Below are 17,400 nucleotides of genomic sequence, written 5' to 3'. Positions count from 1 at the left end.
CCCTCTCCGGCACGTCAGTTGACGTGGCGTCGATGACACTCGCCGCCGCCGCAACCTTCCGCGCCGTCCCTTAGTGTCCCCCATCAGGGCCGTTTGCAATCCTATTTGTGACCGGGTCGCCATGTGTGAGCTACATCACAGTTCGACAACCAGGGGCAATTAGGCCAACCAGGCCAACTTGTTACACCAATCGGGGCTCCGGATTGCCCACGTCGCGGATACCCCGGCGCAGCGGCACCGCCGCGACGATCACGAAGCCGATCACCAGGAAGCCGATCAGCGACAGGATCGCCGGCCGGAACGAGCCCGTCGCATTGGCCACCAGCGCGAACACCAGCGGCCCCAGCGAGGAGGTGCCGCGCTCGCCCAGCGTGTAAAGCGCGAAGTACTCCGCGGCGCGGCCCTTGGGTACCAGCTGGCTGAACAGCGAGCGGGACAGCGCGGCCGGGCCGGCGATCACCAGCCCGATGCCCAACGCCACCGCGAAGAACTGCAGCCGCTGACCGGCCTGCACGAAGTAGGCGCCCGCGATGACCACGGTCCACAGCGCCAAGCTGATCAGCAGGGTCCGCTTGGCGCCGATCCGGGCAGCCAGCCAGCCGTGCGCCAGGCCGCCGCCGAACGCGACGAACTGCACCGCCAGGATCGTCACGGTCAGCACCTCGACCGGCAGCCGGAGCTCCTGGGCGCCGTACAGCCCCGCCGTCGCATTCACCGTGTTGACCCCGTCGATGTAGACCAGGAACCCGGCCAGGAAGGCCAGCGTGATCGGGTACCGGCGGGCGTCGGCCAACGTGCGGGCGAGTTGGCGGAAGCCGGCGGCGAGCTGGGTGCCACCGGGCTCGGGGACCGCCGCCGCCTCGCCCCGTTCGGGCAGCAGCCGCAGTGGGATCACGGTGAACGCCGCCCACCAGAGTCCACAGATCACGAAGCAGACCCGGATCGCGCCGGACTCGGACAGCCCGAACAGCGCCCTGGCCTGGATCAGCGCGATGTTGATCGCCAGGCAGAGGCCACCGCCCAGGTAGCCGAACGCCCAGCCCTTCGAGGACACGCCGTCGCGCTGGTCCGGTGTGGCGATCTCCGGCAGGTACGCGTAGTAGACGACGACCGAGGCGTAGTAGCAGAGGTTGGCCAGCGCGAACAGGACGGCGCCGAGGCGCCAGGAGGTCCCACTGACCACCGCAAGGCCGCAGGTTGCCGCCGCGCCGGCCATCGCGAACCAGCCCAGCAGGGCCCGCTTGTTCCGCGCCCGGTCGGCGATCGCGCCGGTGATCGGCAGCACGAACACCTGCAGCACCGTCGACCCGGCCAGCAGGAATCCGAACACCGAGCCGGCCTGCACCGACACCCCGAACATGGACACCGCACAGTCCCGCAGCGCGCTCCGACAGGGCTGCCCCCCGGCGCGCGCGTCCTGGGTCGCCACGTCGGTCAGGTACAGCGAGAAGAACACGGTCAGCACCGAGACCTTGAACACCGAGTTGGCCCAGTCGTAGACGCACCAGGCCCGCTGCGGGCGGGTCAGGCGGCCGGTCACCGGTCAGGCTGCTGACCGGGCCGCTCATGGTCAGGCTGCTGACCGGGCTGCTCGTGGTCGGGCTGCTCGTGACCGGGCAGCTCCTCGTGCCCGGGCAGCTGCTTGTGGTCGGGCCACTGGCCGCGTTCGGCGAGCACCTCGCGCAGCAGGTCCGGGCGGTCGGTGACCAGCCCGTCCACCCCCATGTCCAGCAGCTCCCGCATTTCGGCGGCGTCGTTGATCGTCCACACGTGCACCTCCATGCCGAGCTCGTGGGCGGTGCCGATGAACGCCGGGTCCACCACGGTGACCCGGCCCTGTCGGCGGGGCACCTGGGCCAACGTGGCGGGCACCGACAGCCGCCGGCCGGCCCAGCCCAGCAGGCCCTGGCCCAGCCAGCTACGCAGCCGCAGGTTCACCACGTCCCGGGGTGAACAGGAGGTGATCAGTCGTGGTCCACCGACGCGGCGCAGGGCGCTCATCCGGGCCGGAGAGAACGAGGCAAGGCAGACCCGGTGCCAGACGTCCGTCTCGGTCAGCAGCCGCAGCGTCGGCGCGGTCGCGAGGTTGGCCTTGACGTCGATGTTGAGCAGCGCCCCGGGCAGCTCGTCGATCACCTGGCGCAGGCTCGGTATCGGTTCGCGGCCGCCGATGCGGGCCCGGCGGACCTGCTCCCACGGTTGTGCGGCGATCGGGCCGGCGGCGTCGGTGGTGCGGTCCAGGTTCGCGTCGTGCAGCACCACCACCTCACCGTCGGAGGTGGCGTGCACGTCGATCTCCAGGTACCGGAAACCCTCGGCCAGCGCCCGCCGGAACGAGGCCATCGAGTTCTCCAGGCCGGCGAGCTCGCCGAGCCGCCAGCCCCGGTGCACCAGCGCGCGCGGGTACGGGCCCGTCAGGTACGGGTGCGTCGCCCCGCGCCGCGCACCGGCCGCATCTGGCCTCACCGCGCTGAGTCTAGGAGTAGCGCGCGGCGAACCGAGTGGCACCGGTGCACTGGTGTGGGCAGCACGCCGGGCGGGCCCCAGGCCGACGGCACACAGCACCAGGCCGCCGCACACAGGTTGGAACGTGCGTGCGGCGGCCCCGACGTGTGTGCGGCGACCTCAGCAATTCGGACGGCGACGTCGTGCTGACCGGCGCTGTCCTCACCCAGGTCGGCATCCAGTTACCCACCGTCGAACCCGAACAAGCCTGTCTGCTCCACCTGACCAGCGCCGACCGAGCTCCGGAGCCGTGAGTGGTAAGTGGTCCCAGGGGACCACTTACCACTCACGAGGGCAGTCGGTGGCCCTCGCCCAGTAGCGGTGCCATCAGGTCGCCGTGGCGGGCCAACCGGTCCGGTAGGTCGGCGGCGGTGAACACCAGCTCCTCGGCGTGGGTGCAGGCCCGCACCTCGTCCCAGGTGAGCGGGGTGGCGACGGTCGGGCGCTGGCGGCCGCGCAGCGAGTAGCTGGCCACCGTGGTCTTTGCCGGGTTGTTCTGGCTCCAGTCGATGAACACCCGGCCACGGCGACGCTGCTTGGCCATCACCGCGATCACCCTGGCGGGGTCCTCGGCGGCCAGCCGGTCGGCGACCGCCCGGGCGTACTCGCTGGTCCGGTCCGCGCGGGAGACCCGAACCGGGGTGTAGAGCTGCATGCCCTTGCCGCCGCTGGTGCGCGGGTACGCGGGCAGTCCGTCCTCGGCGAGCACCGCCGCGACCCGCTGGGCCACCCGGGCGCACTCCACAATGCTGGTGCCCTCGCCCGGGTCGAGGTCGAAGACCAGCAGGTCCGGGTCGTGCTGCCCGCCCCTGGGGCCGACCTTCCACTGCGGCACGTGCAGCTCGAGCGCCGCGAGGTTGGCCACCCAGGCCAGCCCCGCCGCGTCGTCGATCAGCGGGTAGTCGATCGCCTCCGAGCCCGCCGCGCTGCCCGGGGTGGGCAGTCGGACGGTGCGCACCCAGGACGGCACGTGCCGGGACACGTTCTTCTCGAAGAACGACGGCGCCGTCACCCCGTCCGGCCAGCGGCGCAGGGTGACCGCGCGGGCGGCCAGGTGCGGCAGCATCACGTCCGCGACCGCCAGGTAGTGCGCCAGCACGTCCCGCTTCCGGAAGCCGGTCAGCGGGTAGATGACCTTGTCCGGGTTGGCCAACCGGACCCGCCGGCCGGCGACCTCCACGGTCGTCACCGTCCGGCCGCTGCCGGCGCTGCGCGGCGGGACCGGTGCCGCCGGCGTCCGCCGCTCGGGTTGATCCGGCTGGACCGGGGGAGCCGCGACGCCGGTGCTGATCTCGATCCAGTCGGAGGACCCCGGTCGGTAGGGGGAGTCCGCCCGCTTGGCCACCACGGCGGGCAACCCCTGCTCGGTGGCCGCCGCGAGCACCGCGGCGCCGCCGCCCGGGTACGACGGCACCAACCGCCAGTGCGGCCCGGTCAGCGGCAGCGACTCGGCGAGCGCGCGCCGTTCCCGGTACGGCAGGGCCAGGCAGTCCCGGCCGTCCAGGTGCAACAGGTCGCTGATCCACAGTCCCGGGGGAGTACCGCCGATCTCGCCGTCCAGCAGGACCGCCGTGCTGCCCAGGGTGGCGCCGAGCCCGGCGAGCTCCGGGTGCCGTTCGGGCAGCGGCATGCTCTCGGTATCGAGCAGCTCGACCCGGCCACCGTCGACCCGGGCGAGCACCCGCACCCCGCCGAACCGCACCTCGTAGCACCAATCCTCGTCCGGCACAGGCAGCTGGCCCGGGGCGGGGATCACGGGGGAGAGCTCGCGGGGGAGCGGCTGGCGGTCCGGGTCGGCCGGCGGATCCCCCCGCCGCAGCAACCAGTCCTTCGGTGTGCGGCCGCGCCGCAGCAGCACGTAGCGCCCGCTGGCCCGTTCACCGTGCAGTACGACCTGTACCTCGGAGTCGGTCCACTTGACGGTCTCGTAGTGACCTCGGTCCCAGATGGTCATCCGGCCGGCCCCGTACTCGCCGGTCGGGATGTCGCCGGAGAAGTCGGCGTACTCCATCGGATGGTCCTCGGTGCGCACCGCGAGCCGCACCGTGCCGCGGTCCTCGGGCAACCCCTTGGGCACCGCCCACGAGACCAGCACGCCGTCCCGCTCCAGCCGCAGGTCCCAGTGCAGGCTCCGGGCATGGTGCTGCTGGATCACGAACACCTCGCCGCGGCCGTCACCGGCGGGCTTCGGGTCCTCGGCGGGGACCGGCTCCGGGGTCCGTTGCCGATCGCGCTTGCGGCGGTACTCGTCGAGCGGCACGGCACCCCTTCCCCGGTGTCCTAACGCCTGTCCTAACGCCTGTCCTGGCGCCACAGCATGCCCGGGGGTCGTCGAATTGCCCAAGCGCCACGTCTTGCGTAGCCCAGGCTGGGCATGGTTTCCTTAGGCTTGCCTCACTAAGTCGTCGGGCGGGAAGGGCGGGCCGCGATGTTTGTCTGCATGTGTGTCGCGGTCACCGAGGACGAGGTCCGTGACTGCATCCATGCCGGCGCCCGGACTGTCGAAGAGGTAAGCAAGCTCTCATTTGCCTGTACCGGATGCGGTGGTTGCCGTGAGAGTATCGAGCAGATGTTGGCGACTGGCGGAGCAAGAATGTGCGCATTACCACGGAGCGCGTGAGCCCGGTAACTCTGGTAAGACTTACGTGCGTATCGGCTGCCCTAAGTCGTTGACATGCTTACCTAACTGGGCGTGACTGTGTCCTAATACGCAGAGTTACGTGTAGCGTCCCCCGCATTCTTGACTTGATGAGGGGGATGCGCACTCATGCGTGGAGATGACGAGGTCATTGCTCTGCTGAACGAGCAGCTGACCAGTGAGCTCACTGCTATCAACCAGTACTTCCTGCATTCCAAGATGCAGGCGAACTGGGGCTTCACCAAGCTCGCCGAACACACCCGTGCGGAATCCATCGAAGAGATGCAGCACGCGGAGAAGATCACCAACCGGATCCTCTTCCTGGAGGGCCTGCCGAACTACCAGCGGCTGTTCTCGCTGCGCGTCGGCCAGACCGTCCCCGAGCAGTTCACCTGCGACCTGGCGGTGGAGCTCGAGGTCGTCGAGCGGCTCCGCCCCGGTATCGCGATGTGCCGCGAAAAGGGCGATATCACCACCGCCAATCTGCTCGAAGAGATCCTGCACGACGAGGAAGAGCACATCGACTACCTCGAGACCAACCTCGAGCTGGTCGAAAAGCTGGGGGAGCAGCTGTACCTGAGCCAGCTGGTCGAGCGTCCGCCGACAAACGGCTGACAACAAACGCTCATTGAGACCCCGGTCGGCGCGGCTTTCCCCCATGGGGCCGCGCCGACCGGTCTTTTTCCGACGACGGGCGGTCATTTGCGCCGGTGTGAATAGTTCCACCCGGTCTCTGGTCACTGAGCCCGCCCGCCAGGGTGGGCCTTCAGTTGACGCAACCGCCCTGTTTCCGCCGCCTGAATGGTCAGATCACGGCGGACCGTCTACCGGGTTGCCCGGCGGAGCGTGTGAATAGGCGGACGAATGTACTGCATGGTGTCGTATATGGCGGCCATAGCGGACAGCGGCCCGTCGAGTGAATTAAGGTATAATGAAACGGGGCGGTCCTGCTCGTTCGACTCCGGGTACAATAACTGCCCGGCGATATCATTGTCCACCGCAATCGCAGGTGGGCGTGCCTGTGAAACTGTAGGGATTCGACCCGTACGTGCCGTAACTTTTGATTGTTGATCAGTATTGATCAGTATACCTCCGGAGTCGGACCGTTGACTGTCCGACTATTGGGTAGCACCGGGCAGGCGGTGTGGAGCTGAGCTCGGCGGTGTAGTCGGCTCAGTAGTCAATGGAACGCGCCGCATGGGATTCGGGTGGTTATCGACGATCCCGTCCGGTGTTGTTGTCTCGGCGCACTGAGTGCGTCGCCGCCGGTGTCGGCGACGCCATACGTGGTCACCGCCATACCGGCACAGCCGTCCGAGGCCGCCTGCGGCCCTCTCGGGCCCGCTACCCCATCGTTATCCCCTGAGCCGATAATCGACATTATGTCAACCTAGGTGGATCCCGCCGATCCTGGTCGGCAGGCCGCCCACCTGGGCGGACGATGATGAGGTGGCAGGAGGACTGGGACGCTCCCCGGCTCATCCGGGTACCAACTGACTCGTCCCGTCGACAACCCGATCGATGAAGCGGTACGCCAACGCCTGGTGCGCGGTGACCCGAACTGTCGCGTTCCGAGTCCCGCGGAATCCGTTCCACGGTCTATCCGGTGCGCCGCGGTCAACGCGGCGATCCATCGCTGGAGCCGTTCGAACCGCCGGGCCTGAATGACGATGTCTGCCGCGGATGTCTGACGCGGTGCTGCAATTCCGGCACGTGGCATGGACGCGTGCGGCAATGTCGAACGTTTCCCAGGCGTTCCCGAGATCAACAGGAACTGCCCCAGGGAAGCCGCCGTACCCACCGCACGGGTCGCCACGTCGCAGCTGATGAATTGCACGGTGTCGAAGCTGGCGATTGTGTACACGTCCGGTTGGTAACGGCGTCATCGATTTCCCGGCCCAGCACGACGATGCGCCTTTCCAGCAATCGTTCGTAGACCGGATTCGGTCCGAGCCGGTAACTAGTGGTTACTTCACATTCGCCGCCAGCGAATTCACTCGGTACCGTGCGCCGGTGTACTCGCATGCCAGGGAGCACGGCCAACAGGTGCTGAGCTTCACCACCACGTTGACCGTCGCCGCGGACCGCAATACCCGGGTCTTCCCCTTTCGAGTGGACGACCGACAGGCCGCGGCGACGCTGGCCGCGGCACGTAAGGCAACCCTGGCCGTTCGGCGCTCGAACGCCGGCCCTGGGCAGGTCAGCCTCTCCCCTCGGTCCGTACGCGCCGCCCCCGGTCCGCTCGACCGCCTGGTACTCCCCTCGCCCAACGGCTCCACGATCAGTTTCCAGCTGGTCGAGACCGGTTCGGGTGGCCGCCGAGCTGGACAGCAGAGCGGCGGTACCGGTACTCCGAGATGGCGCCTTCGAACCCTGTTGATCAGGCTGCGCGGTCGAGTTCGGGCCACCGCACACAGGTCGGGGCCGCCGCGCACACGTCCCAATCTGTGTGCGGCGGCGCGGCGTTGATGTGCCGTCGGCGTGGGGCTGTGTGCGGTGGCCCGGCGCTGTGTGCGGTCGGCCCGGCGCCGTCGGCCGGTGCTCGGCCTCAGGTCTCGGGTCTCGGGTCTCGGGTCAGAACGCCAGCCTGGTGTGCAGCTCGGTCACCACCGGCCGGTCTGCTCGGTACCGCGACCGGGGGGTGCGGCATGCTCGAGGCCGGCGGGTTCAGGGTGGTGTGAAACGGAAGTGGGTGCTCGTGTCCAGAACGGTGACCGGGCACCCGGTACCGCCTGAGCGGATGCGGCTGGTCCGCGGCGGCCGGCCACTCAAGCGTTGGCGCTACCTCGGTGGATTCGGGCCGGACGTGTGCCTGTGCCTCGGTGTGGTGCTGGTCGGCCCCGGCGTGCAGACGTTCTGGGCGGTCTGGCACCGCGCCGGTCGCCGGCTCACCGAGCGGACCGTGCTGGGTCGGCGCGGCGTCCGACTCGGCGCGCCCGGTACCCCGCTGGAGGTGGCCTCGGTGCGCGGCCCCGACGTGGAGATCGACCTGCGCGTGCGGCCGGACGGCGAGCCGCTCACCGTGCTGTCGCCGCACGGCCGGTCCTACATCTGGACCCGTAAGAGCCCGGTCGAGCTGACCGGCGCGATCCGCCTGGCCGGCGTCGAGCGGTCGGTGAGCTGTCGAGGTCTGCTGGACGACTCCGCCGGCTATCACGCCCGGCGGACCGAGTGGCGCTGGTGCGCGGGGGTGGGCAGCACGCTGGACGGGCGGGCGGTCACCTGGAACCTGGTGGCCGGGGTGCACGACGTCGAGCCCGCGACGGAGCGGGCGGTCTGGCTGGACGGCGTTGCGGTGCCGGTGGGCGCGATGACGATGTCTGGGAAGCTCGACCGGGTAGGTACGGCGGACGGCGCTGACCTGCGGTTCACGGCTGAGTCGGTGCGGCGGCGGGACGATCGGGTGCTCGGTGGGCTGATCCGCAGTGAGTACGTCCAACCCTTCGGCACGTTCGCCGGAACCCTGCCCGGAGGGCTCGAACTGGCCGAGGGGTTCGGCGTACTGGAACGGCACCGCGCCCGCTGGTGAGCGCGCGGCACGGCGGCCGGGCGGCGGGTTGGTGTCAGCCGGCGATCGGCGCGTGGCGTTCCGTAACCGGGGCGTCCCGATGGAGTTGAATGGTCAACGGTTCGCGCGAGTGCTCCCCCCGGCGCCGGGCCCGCCGTCATGAGCGGAAGGTCAGATCCGTTGTCGTACGACGTCATGAGTGTGTACACCCTGATGCTGGGTGATGAGAACGGTCCCGCGACGGTGAGCGTGCACTCCACCGCCGAGGAGGCCTGGCGCGCGCTGGACCGCGAGGTGCGGGCCCGCTGCGGGTTGCGGCCCCGACCGCGCCGGGTGATCGATCCCGATGCGGCGACCCGGTTGGCGGACGTCTGGCGGTCCGGCGAGATGGAGTCCCGCTTTTGGCAGATCTGCCCGCACCGGCTGCCGCTGATGGTGCCGGAGATCGGCCGTCCCGTGGTGCCCGCGAGGCACTGAACCCCGCTCGCGGGCCGCGCCACCTTGCATGGAGAACCAACGTTCTCTAGGCTGCTGACTCAGTGGAGAGCGAGCGTTCTCCGCCTGGAATCCAGCTCGTGGAGAGGATCCACTGTGAACCAGCGCCCGCCGCTCCCCCCGTTCTCGCGCGAAGACGCACTGAAGAAGGTGCAAGGCGCCGAGGACGCCTGGAACTCCCGCGACCCGCAGCGGGTCTCGCTCGCGTACTCCGAGAACTCGGTCTGGCGCAACCGGGACCAGTTCGTCACGGGCCGGCCCGCGATCGTCGCCTTCCTGACCCAGAAATGGGAGCGGGAGCTGGACTACGCGCTGCGCAAGAGCCTGTGGTGCCACGACGACAACCGGATCGCGGTGCGGTTCCAGTACGAGAGCCACAACGCGGACGGCCAGTGGTTCCGCAGCTACGGCAACGAGCTGTGGGAGTTCGACGAGAACGGCCTGATGCGCCGCCGGGAGGCGAGCATCAACGACCTCGCCATCACCGAGGCGGACCGCCGGATCTTCGGCCCCCGCCCGGAGAGCGAGCACGGTCAGGAGATCCCGCTGCAGTGAGTCCTGTCAACTCACCCGGTCAGCGCTCGCCGGGGCCCGCCTTGACGGTGCTGATCCGCAGCTGCGGGCCGGGCGGGGATCCGGCGCAACCGGTACCGGCGACCGGGACGAACACCGACGCCGTGTCGCCCGGCGGGTACACCCGGAGACCGCGGGTCGGCGTGGGCCTGCAGACCGACTCGTCGTAGTTGAGCACCTGCACCATGGCCAGGCTCGCCGAGGCGACCGCCCCGGGTGCGAGCGTCACCGGTGCTCCCTTGACGCCCTCGCGCTCGGCGGCCGGACCGACCTGTGTGCCGTTGTCGCCGGTCACGTAGGAGACGCCGGCGAAGCCCTGGATCACACAGGGCCGGCTGCCCTTGTTGCTGAACCGCAGCGGCGCGTAGATGGTGCCGGCAGCTCCCCCACCGGGCCCGAGGGTGACCGACAGCGTGCCCGCGCGGCAGGGCACCGGGCCGCCCGGCTGCGCAGGCGCGACTCCACCACCGCCGCCGGCCTGCTCACCGGAGCCGGACGGTTCGGTCGTGGTGGTCGGAGCCGCTTCGGCGGTCGACGACGGTGCGGCGGTGTCGGTCAGGCTGGGCGGGGCGGTGACGGTCGGTGCCCCGGCGCAACCGGCCGTGATCAGTGCGGTGCTCAGCGCCAGCACCGCGCCGGCGGTGAGCACTGTGGCCTGGCGGGCGGCCCGCCGGCTCGAACGGTCTCGCTGCATGCGCTTGCCCCTCGCTTCTCCCGGGGGCAGGTGATCCCGGCTGGTTCGGAAGATGCCGCTGGTGCCCCTGAGGTGGCGCAGGCTACCGCCGAGCCGGCACCGATGATCAGCCGCGGGTGCGTTGCCGGGGTGGGACGGCGGTGAACGGACGTCCGGTGGCACCCGGCGCCGGACGCGCGGACAGCCACTGCTCGAGGGTGCGACGCACGTCGGCGAGAGAGGGCCGTGCGGCCGGGTCGGTGGCCAGGCACGCGCTGAGCAGCTGCCGGTGCACGCTGGCGAGTGGCATGTTGCTCGGCGCCGTGCTCGCGGCGGCCGCGCGCAGGCCGGACACCGCGTTCGTGTGGTCGCCCCTCGGCGGGGCGCCGGTCAGGGCGAAGGAGATCGTGGCGGCGAGCTGCCAGGCGTCCGACGACGGGGTGGCCCGGTCGCCCCGGGCCGTCTCCGGTGCCAGGAAGTCCGGGGTGCCGATCACCATGCCGTGCATGGTCAGCGTCATGTCACCGCGGGCGCGAGCGATGCCGAAGTCGATCAGGTGCGGCTCGCCCCACGCGTCCAGCACGACGTTGCTGGGCTTGACGTCGCGGTGCAGCACACCCTGGTGGTGGGCGGCCGCGAGTGCGCCGGCGCTGCGCAGCCAGATCCGCGCCGCGGCCACGTCGTCCACCGGTCCCCGGGCGGTCACCAGCTCGCCGAGCGACTGCCCGTCCACGTACTCCATCACGATCACCAGGCCACGCAGTCCGGCCAGCCCGGCGTCGGACTGGCTATCCACCAGATCCAGGATGCGCACACAGTTCGGGTGCGCGACCGCCCCCAGCGCCCGCGCCTCGCGCCGGATCCGCAGCTCGGTGTCCTCGTCGGGGGCGTGCGCCGCCTTGACCGCCACCCGTTTCCCCAGCCGGTGGTCATTGGCCAGCCACACGCCGCCGAAACCGCCCGCGCCGAGCTGGCGGATCAGGTCGAACCGCCGCACAGCGGAGCTCGGCGACTCGACCAGCGTGGCCGGCGGCCTCGGCTTCGGCACCGCGGCGCCGGTCGGGAGGGGTCCGGGGTCCGCGGCCAACGGTGCGCTCGCCGGCTGTGCGGGTGCACCGGGCCGACCGGCGGACGGACGCGGGGCCTCGGCGGGGGGGCCGAACAGGCGGTCCCGCCAGGCGCCGTTGGCCCAGGCGCCGTTGGCCCAGCCGCCGGCCAGCCCGGCGTTCGCCAGTGCGTTGGCCGCCCACGCCTTGGCCCCGGCGATCGCCTGGCTGGGCTGACCACCGGGTTGCGCGTGCGCCGGCACCTTCGACCGGTTGTGCGCCGGCTGCTGGACCTTGCTGGGCGCCTGGCCGGCCCGCTGCGCCGGCACGACGGGGTTCGGCCTCGCGACGGGCGCGGCCTTCGCGGGTGCGGGGCCTGGGGACTTCGCGGCCGGCGGCAGTGCCTTCTTGGCCGACTTCGCCGGCGCGGGTTTCGCCGGCGCGGCCTTCGGCGGTGGCGCGGCTCTCGGGGCCGAGTGTGCGTTCGGGGCGGAGCGTGGCGAGGTGGCCGGTCGCTGGGTCGGGATGGCCCGCACCGACGGCACCACGGGGCGCCTGCGGACCGGGGCCGGCGCCGGTACCAGCAGCACGATGAACACCCCGGCCACCGAGGCGAGGAGTACGCCGAACCACAGGTGCGCGGTCGACCCGGCCGGTAGCCGCCCGGTGAGCAGCGCAACCAGGAGCAGCGGCAGCCAGAAGTACCGGCCCGGCGATTTCGGACCCCGGCGCAGCGCAATCCTGCCCTGTACCCACACGAAGAACGCCGCGACCACCGGGAAGAACACCAGCGGTGCGGCGAACAGCGCGGTACGTACGGCGCCGTGGCCGAGCGCGTCGGACACCGACGCCGAACCCAGGTACGCCCGCTGGGACATGCCAAGGCAGCTCGCCTCGCCCAGGGTGGCCCGGTCCGCCGGGGTCAGTCCGGCGCCGGCCAGCCTGGGCGCGCGGAACACCGCACCGGTCGCGTTGAACATCAGCCACGGCAGCAGCCCGCAGGTGAGCAGCCCGATCACCGGCACCAGCGCGCCGCCGCCCGAGCGCGCCGGGCCGGAGCCCCTGCGCAGCAGGGCCACGGTGACCGCCCCCGCGGTCGGCACCAGACCGACGAAGACGCCGAGTGCGGTCGTCGTCCATGCCCAGCTACCAGGGCACACGTCCGCCCCGAAGATCGCCTGCAGGAAAGAGAGGGCGCCCCCGACCAGCGCCACCAGTGCACCCACCGGCCGCCACGCTCCTCCCCTGCCGTTCGCTGGACCCCACTATGGCACCGCCATCACCCGATGGTGGCACTCATAGGAATGTCACAGTGAGTCGTGTCCGACTCGAACGAGTCAACCATCCACCAATTGGCGGGTGACGATACGCCCTACGGTCGCCCGCCCTTTGCTCTGCGTAGGTATACGCAACAGCCGCCGAACCCGTCCCACGCTGTTGCGCATATGTGCGCAGAGCAACGGGCCGCCGAGTGGGTGCCCGCAGGCCCCGGGTGGCGGTCCCTTTCGAGGTTACTGCCGAGTACAACCGGGGTACTCCTCATCCGGAGGAAAGGCAGGCCCGCCATGACGCCCTCGAGCGGCAGCTCCACCGGCCGTCCCACCGGCATCCCCACCGGCATTCCTACCGAAGCCTGCGTCGGGATAGTCGGCACCGGTTCCTATCTGCCGGCGCGCGTGGTCGACAACGACGAGGTCGGCGGCCCGGCCGGTGTCGGCGCGGAGTGGATCGAGCGCAAGACCGGCATCCGGTCCCGGCGCCGCGCCGCCGCCGGCGAGGCCACCTCCGACCTGGCCGCGCACGCCGCCGTCGCCGCGCTCGAGGCCGCCGGCCTGGACCCCGAGGAGCTGCGTTTCCTCGTGGTGGCCACCTCCACACCCGATCAGCCGCAGCCGGCCACCGCGTGCATCGTGCAGGACCTCATCGGCGCCAGGAACGCCGCCGCGTTCGACCTCAACGCGGTCTGCAGCGGGTTCGTGTTCGGCCTGGCCACCGTGTCCCGGCTGCTCGGCGACGGCGGTTACGGGCTGGTCATCGGGGCGGACCTGTACAGCCGGATCGTGGACCCGGCGGACCGGCGGACCGCCGTGCTCTTCGGCGACGGGGCGGGTGCGGCGGTTCTGGGCCCGGTGCCGGCCGGCCACGGGGTGCTGCGGACCAGGCTGGTGTCCGACGGCGCGAAGCGCGGGTTGATCGAGGTGCCGGCCGGCGGCAGTCGGCTGCCCGCCTCGTCGGCCACCCTGGACGCCGGCCTGCACCACTTCCGGATGATCGGTCGCGACGTCCGCGACTACGTGTCCGAGCACGTGCCGCCGATGCTGGCCGAACTGATCCTCGCCGCCGGGCTGACCCCGTCCGACGTCGACCACTTCGTCCCGCACCAGGCCAACGGGCTCATGCTGGCCGACCTTGCCGACCGCGCCGGGCTGGCCGAACAGGTGCGGCTGACCGTGCGGGAGTACGGCAACACCGGCGCGGCGTCGGTGCCGATCACCCTGGACGAGACGGTGCGGGGCGTCGGCGTCCACCCCGGGCAGACCGTGCTGCTGGCTGCCTTCGGCGGCGGGATGTCCATGGCGGCGGCGATGCTGCGCTGGTCGGCCGGGATGCCGGCCAGCCGGGCGGCGTAGGCGCGGGGCTGGCCTAACGCGCTCGAACAGCGAGTCCGCGGTCACCACTGAGAGTAACCACAGTCCTGTCCATCGTCTGGGATGGCCAGACTGCACCTTGACTGGCACAGACCCGGTGCAGCCCGCACAGGCCCTACAGGGTCCGTCCGAGCAGTACACGGTCTGTGCCAGCTACGCTCGCGGGGCTAGGGGCGGCCGTACACCAGGGCGTCGGGGGTCAGCTCGGCGACGTCGGCGTACCCGGCCAGCCCGAGAGTGACGTCCAGCTCGGTGAGCAGGCTACGCAGCACGTGCCGGACGCCGTCCTGGCCGGCGAGCGCGAGCCCGTACACGTAGGGCCTGGCCAGCAGTACCGCGTCCGCGCCGAGTGCCAGCGCCTTGAACACGTCCGCGCCGGTGCGCACCCCGGAGTCGAACAGCACCGCGGCGCGCCCGTCCACCGCGGCGACGATCCCGGGCAGCGTGTCCAGCGCGGCGACCGCGCCGTCGACCTGCCGGCCGCCGTGGTTGGACACCACGATCCCGTCCATCCCGGCCTCGATGGCCCGGCGGGCGTCCTCCGGGTGCTGCACGCCCTTGAGCACGATCGGCCCGTCCCAGTGCTCGCGCAGCAGCGGCAGCCGGTCCCAACGCAGGGCGGTGCCGGTGAACATCGGCAGCCACCGCCCGACGGCGGCCATCAGGTCGTCCTCCGGCGCGGCGGCCAGCTTGGCCCGGAACGCCGGGTCGGAGAACGGGATAGCGGTGCCGACGCCGCGGATGAACGGCAGGTACGACTGGTCGAGGTCGTGCGGTCGGTAGCCGAGCGTCCAGGTGTCGAGGGTGACGACGAGCGTGGTGTAGCCGGCCGCGCGGGCCCGTCCCAGCAGGCTGATCGTCACCTCGTCCTCGGTCGGCCAGTAGAGCTGGTACCAGCGCGGACCGGCGCCGGAGGCCTCGGCGACCTCTTCGATGGTGTACGAGGACGCGGTGGACAGCACGATCGGCACGCCCAGCTCGGCGGCGGCGCGGGCCACCGCCAGCTCGCCGTCGGGGTGCACGATCGACTGCACCCCGACCGGCGCGAGCAGGACCGGCGCCGGCAGCTCGGTACCCAGCACCGTGGTCGCCAGCCGCCGCTGGGTGGCCTCCCGCAGCATCCTCGGCACGATCCGCCAGGTGTCCATGGCCGCCCGGTTGGCCCGCATGGTGGCCCCGGTACCGGCGCCGCCGGCGACGTACCAGAACGGTCCGCTGTCCAGCTTCTGCTCGGCGAGTGCCTCCAGCCGGGTCAGATCGGTGGGCAGCGCCGGCGTCGTGCCGGACAGCCCGGCCAGGTAGATCTCGGACTGATACGCCGTGGTGGGAACAACCTGCGGTGTCGGGGAGGTCATAGAGGGCAAGGCTAGTAGCGACACGGATCGAGAGGATCACCATGACGCTCACCCGGCTCCCCGGGCCGCTGGCACGTTCCGACGACCAGCTCACCAACTACACCATCGACGGCCCGGCGCACCGGCTGCTCATGCACCCCTTCCCCCGCCGGGTCCGCGCCGAGCTCGCCGGCGAGACCCTGCTGGACACCCGCAACGGGGTGCTGGTGCACGAGACCGGCCTGGCGCCGCAGCTCTACGTGCCCGAGGCGGACCTGCGCAGCGACCTGTTGAAGGCCACCGACCACAGCACGCACTGCCCGTTCAAGGGTGACGCCTCCTACCGGTCGATCCACGTTGGCGACCGGGTCGTGGAGAACGCGGTCTGGCACTACGCCGACCCGATCGAGACGGCGTCCTGGCTGAGCGGGTACGCGGCGCTGTACTGGTCGGCGCCGGACCGGTGGCTGGACGAGGACGACGAGGCGGTGGGCCACCTGCCGGACCCGTTCCACCGCGTCGACGTGCGCGCCACCAGCCAGCACGTGCGGGTGCTCGCCGGACAGACCGTGGTGGCCGAGTCCGACAAGGCGCTGCTGCTGTCCGAGACCGGCCTGCCGAACCGGTACTACCTGCCGGAGAGCGACATCCGGACCGAGCTGCTCACCGCCACCGACACCCGCACGGTGTGCCCGTACAAGGGCTGGGCCAGCTACTGGACGCTGACCGTGGACGGGCGCGACCTGGCCGACGTGGCCTGGGGCTACCAGACGCCGCTCGACGAGTCCGCCCGGATCAAGGGTTACCGCAGCTTCCTGCACGACGAGCTCACCACCGAGGTGGACGGCCAGCCGTTGTAGTGCTCAGTCTCGGCCGTTCGGGGCGCAGATGTCGCGGAAGGTGTCGGTGGCGAGCAGCTTGGGCAGCACGTGCTCGACGTAGGTGTCCAGGTTGCGCTGCGCCGCCTCGGCCGGCATCCCGCCGAAGCCGAACACGTTGATCACTCCGCCGGCGTCCAGCGCCCGGACCCGGTCCACGGTCTGCTCGAGCAGCGCCTCCGGGGTGCCGCCCATCTGCAGGTCGGCGAGGAACCGGTTAAACTTGGCGACCCCGTGCTTCTCGATGTTGCGCCGCAGGCCGGCGTAGTACTCGTAGCCGGGGATGTGCTCGAGGCGCTCGTTGGTGAACTCGTAGTGGTCGATGGTGGAGCGCGCGTAGCCCATGGTGTACCGGTCGTGCAGGTCCCGCGCGCGCCCGGCGTCGAGGTCGACTGTGGTGAAGTTGAGCAGCACCGGGCGCGGCGGCGGGAACCCGTTGAGCTCGATGAACAGCCCCCGGTACGCCTCGGTCTCCTCGACGGTCGTCTGCCACGGCTTCTGGGCGATCAGCATCAGCCCGTAGCCCAGCTTCGCCATGATCTTCGCGGACTCCGGGGACACCGCCGAGGCGTAGGTGCGGCCCCGGAAGCTGGCCGCCGCCGGCGGGTGCAGCTCGGCGGGCGGCTGTCGGTAGAGCTCACCGTCGGAGGTCAGGACGCCGGTCTCCAGGCTGTCCGAGATCGCCGTGGCGTACTCCACGAACCGCTGCCGGGACTCCCCCATGTCGAGCCGGAAGTTCTCGAACTCGATGGAGCCCAGTCCCCTGCCCAGGCCCAGCACGACCCGCCCGCCGGAGACGGTGTCCAGCCAGGCCATCTCCTCGGCCACCCGGACCGGGTCGTGCCACGGCAGCACCATCACCATGGTGCCGAGCCGGGCGGTCCGGGTGCGCGCCGCCATCCAGGTCAGGAACTGGGCCGGGTTGGGCATCATGTGGTAGCGGGTGAAGTGGTGCTCGGCGGTCCAGATCGAGCCGAAGCCGCGGGGTTCGGCCTGGTCAGCCACGTGTAGCTGGTCCCGGACGATCTCGCCGTCGGACCGGGGCGAGTCCAGGTCCTGGAAGAACAGCCCCATGCCGACGTGCATCCGCCACCTCCGGTCT

The 17,400-nt window shown here is 71.1% G+C and carries 16 protein-coding genes; 7 read left to right on the top strand and 9 right to left on the bottom strand.

The features are described 5' to 3' along the window. Nucleotides 1-181: 181 nt before the first annotated feature. The 3 genes from ACTXG6_RS27295 to ligD all read right to left on the bottom strand — a co-directional run bounded on the left by ACTXG6_RS27295 (nucleotide 182) and on the right by ligD (nucleotide 4,765). Nucleotides 182-1,540 (bottom strand): MFS transporter, encoded by a 1,359-nt coding sequence (locus ACTXG6_RS27295; RefSeq protein ID WP_445182242.1) that lies wholly within the window; start codon nucleotides 1,538-1,540, stop codon nucleotides 182-184. Then, nucleotides 1,537-2,466, bottom strand: a complete 930-nt coding sequence (locus ACTXG6_RS27290; RefSeq protein WP_445182241.1) for a glycerophosphodiester phosphodiesterase — start codon at nucleotides 2,464-2,466, stop codon at nucleotides 1,537-1,539. Before ACTXG6_RS27290 ends, ACTXG6_RS27295 begins: the two co-directional genes overlap by 4 nt. Before the next feature lie 325 nt (nucleotides 2,467-2,791). After that, nucleotides 2,792-4,765 (bottom strand): non-homologous end-joining DNA ligase, encoded by a 1,974-nt coding sequence (gene ligD, locus ACTXG6_RS27285; RefSeq protein ID WP_445182240.1) that lies wholly within the window; start codon nucleotides 4,763-4,765, stop codon nucleotides 2,792-2,794. Nucleotides 4,766-4,933: 168 nt separating this feature from the next. On the opposite strand from ligD, the gene ACTXG6_RS27280 reads away from it, so the two are divergent. Together ACTXG6_RS27280 and bfr are read left to right on the top strand one after the other, a co-directional pair. Further along, complete coding sequence (locus ACTXG6_RS27280; RefSeq protein ID WP_445182239.1) at nucleotides 4,934-5,125, top strand: (2Fe-2S)-binding protein; 192 nt, start codon at nucleotides 4,934-4,936, stop codon at nucleotides 5,123-5,125. A 147-nt stretch (nucleotides 5,126-5,272) separates the two neighbouring features. Then, nucleotides 5,273-5,758, top strand: coding sequence for a bacterioferritin (gene bfr / locus ACTXG6_RS27275; protein WP_445182238.1), 486 nt, complete (start codon nucleotides 5,273-5,275; stop codon nucleotides 5,756-5,758). Between the two features lie 209 nt (nucleotides 5,759-5,967). On the opposite strand, the gene ACTXG6_RS27270 is transcribed toward bfr, so the two are convergent. After that, nucleotides 5,968-6,141, bottom strand: coding sequence for an ATP-dependent Clp protease proteolytic subunit (locus ACTXG6_RS27270; RefSeq protein WP_445182237.1), 174 nt, complete (start codon nucleotides 6,139-6,141; stop codon nucleotides 5,968-5,970). A 392-nt stretch (nucleotides 6,142-6,533) separates the two neighbouring features. Further along, on the bottom strand, nucleotides 6,534-6,944 hold the full coding sequence (locus tag ACTXG6_RS27265) for a ClpP family protease (protein ID WP_445190119.1): 411 nt from the start codon (nucleotides 6,942-6,944) through the stop codon (nucleotides 6,534-6,536). An 897-nt stretch (nucleotides 6,945-7,841) separates the two neighbouring features. Between ACTXG6_RS27265 and ACTXG6_RS27260 the strand changes: the two genes are divergently transcribed. The 3 genes from ACTXG6_RS27260 to ACTXG6_RS27250 all read left to right on the top strand — a co-directional run bounded on the left by ACTXG6_RS27260 (nucleotide 7,842) and on the right by ACTXG6_RS27250 (nucleotide 9,701). Next, nucleotides 7,842-8,672: a DUF2804 family protein gene (locus tag ACTXG6_RS27260; RefSeq protein WP_445182236.1), complete on the top strand. Its 831-nt coding sequence runs from the start codon at nucleotides 7,842-7,844 to the stop codon at nucleotides 8,670-8,672. A 159-nt stretch (nucleotides 8,673-8,831) separates the two neighbouring features. Next, on the top strand, nucleotides 8,832-9,128 hold the full coding sequence (locus ACTXG6_RS27255; RefSeq protein ID WP_445182235.1) for a hypothetical protein: 297 nt from the start codon (nucleotides 8,832-8,834) through the stop codon (nucleotides 9,126-9,128). A 114-nt stretch (nucleotides 9,129-9,242) separates the two neighbouring features. Further along, on the top strand, nucleotides 9,243-9,701 hold the full coding sequence (locus ACTXG6_RS27250; RefSeq protein ID WP_445182234.1) for a nuclear transport factor 2 family protein: 459 nt from the start codon (nucleotides 9,243-9,245) through the stop codon (nucleotides 9,699-9,701). 19 nt (nucleotides 9,702-9,720) lie between these two features. On the opposite strand, the gene ACTXG6_RS27245 is transcribed toward ACTXG6_RS27250, so the two are convergent. Both ACTXG6_RS27245 and ACTXG6_RS27240 read right to left on the bottom strand, forming a co-directional pair. After that, nucleotides 9,721-10,413 carry a DUF4232 domain-containing protein gene (locus tag ACTXG6_RS27245; RefSeq protein ID WP_445182233.1) on the bottom strand — a complete coding sequence of 231 codons (693 nt, stop codon included), beginning with the start codon at nucleotides 10,411-10,413 and terminating at the stop codon, nucleotides 9,721-9,723. 106 nt (nucleotides 10,414-10,519) lie between these two features. Then, nucleotides 10,520-12,664 carry a protein kinase domain-containing protein gene (locus ACTXG6_RS27240; RefSeq protein WP_445182232.1) on the bottom strand — a complete coding sequence of 715 codons (2,145 nt, stop codon included), beginning with the start codon at nucleotides 12,662-12,664 and terminating at the stop codon, nucleotides 10,520-10,522. A 339-nt stretch (nucleotides 12,665-13,003) separates the two neighbouring features. Here ACTXG6_RS27240 and ACTXG6_RS27235 point away from each other — a divergent pair, with 339 nt between their 5' ends. Continuing rightward, entirely contained in the window at nucleotides 13,004-14,068 is a 1,065-nt protein-coding gene (locus tag ACTXG6_RS27235; protein ID WP_445182231.1) for a 3-oxoacyl-ACP synthase III family protein, read from the top strand. Nucleotides 14,069-14,253: 185 nt separating this feature from the next. Here the strand turns inward: ACTXG6_RS27235 and ACTXG6_RS27230 are convergent, their stop codons facing one another. Next, on the bottom strand, nucleotides 14,254-15,441 hold the full coding sequence (locus tag ACTXG6_RS27230) for a lactate 2-monooxygenase (RefSeq protein ID WP_445182230.1): 1,188 nt from the start codon (nucleotides 15,439-15,441) through the stop codon (nucleotides 14,254-14,256). Between the two features lie 41 nt (nucleotides 15,442-15,482). On the opposite strand from ACTXG6_RS27230, the gene ACTXG6_RS27225 reads away from it, so the two are divergent. Beyond that, a complete protein-coding gene (locus tag ACTXG6_RS27225) occupies nucleotides 15,483-16,280 on the top strand; it encodes a DUF427 domain-containing protein (RefSeq protein WP_445182229.1) in 798 nt (265 codons plus the stop codon). A 3-nt stretch (nucleotides 16,281-16,283) separates the two neighbouring features. On the opposite strand, the gene ACTXG6_RS27220 is transcribed toward ACTXG6_RS27225, so the two are convergent. Further along, the gene (locus ACTXG6_RS27220) at nucleotides 16,284-17,384 is read right to left on the bottom strand and encodes an LLM class flavin-dependent oxidoreductase (RefSeq protein ID WP_445182228.1); all 1,101 of its coding nucleotides are present in this window, start codon (nucleotides 17,382-17,384) and stop codon (nucleotides 16,284-16,286) included. Nucleotides 17,385-17,400: the final 16 nt, after the last annotated feature.

Source organism: Pseudonocardia sp. Cha107L01 (genome assembly GCF_052566575.1).
This window is presented reverse-complemented; position numbering and strand designations above follow the sequence as displayed.

Bases quoted from the DNA above. Each gene is read 5' to 3' on its own strand.
- ACTXG6_RS27280 (WP_445182239.1), top strand. From the start codon at position 4,934: ATGTTTGTCTGCATGTGTGTCGCGGTCACCGAGGACGAGGTCCGTGAC.
- bfr (WP_445182238.1), top strand. From the start codon at position 5,273: ATGCGTGGAGATGACGAGGTCATTGCTCTGCTGAACGAGCAGCTGACC.
- ACTXG6_RS27245 (WP_445182233.1), bottom strand. From the start codon at position 10,413: ATGCAGCGAGACCGTTCGAGCCGGCGGGCCGCCCGCCAGGCCACAGTG.
- ACTXG6_RS27235 (WP_445182231.1), top strand. From the start codon at position 13,004: ATGACGCCCTCGAGCGGCAGCTCCACCGGCCGTCCCACCGGCATCCCC.
- ACTXG6_RS27230 (WP_445182230.1), bottom strand. From the start codon at position 15,441: ATGACCTCCCCGACACCGCAGGTTGTTCCCACCACGGCGTATCAGTCC.
- ACTXG6_RS27225 (WP_445182229.1), top strand. From the start codon at position 15,483: ATGACGCTCACCCGGCTCCCCGGGCCGCTGGCACGTTCCGACGACCAG.
- ACTXG6_RS27220 (WP_445182228.1), bottom strand. From the start codon at position 17,384: ATGCACGTCGGCATGGGGCTGTTCTTCCAGGACCTGGACTCGCCCCGG.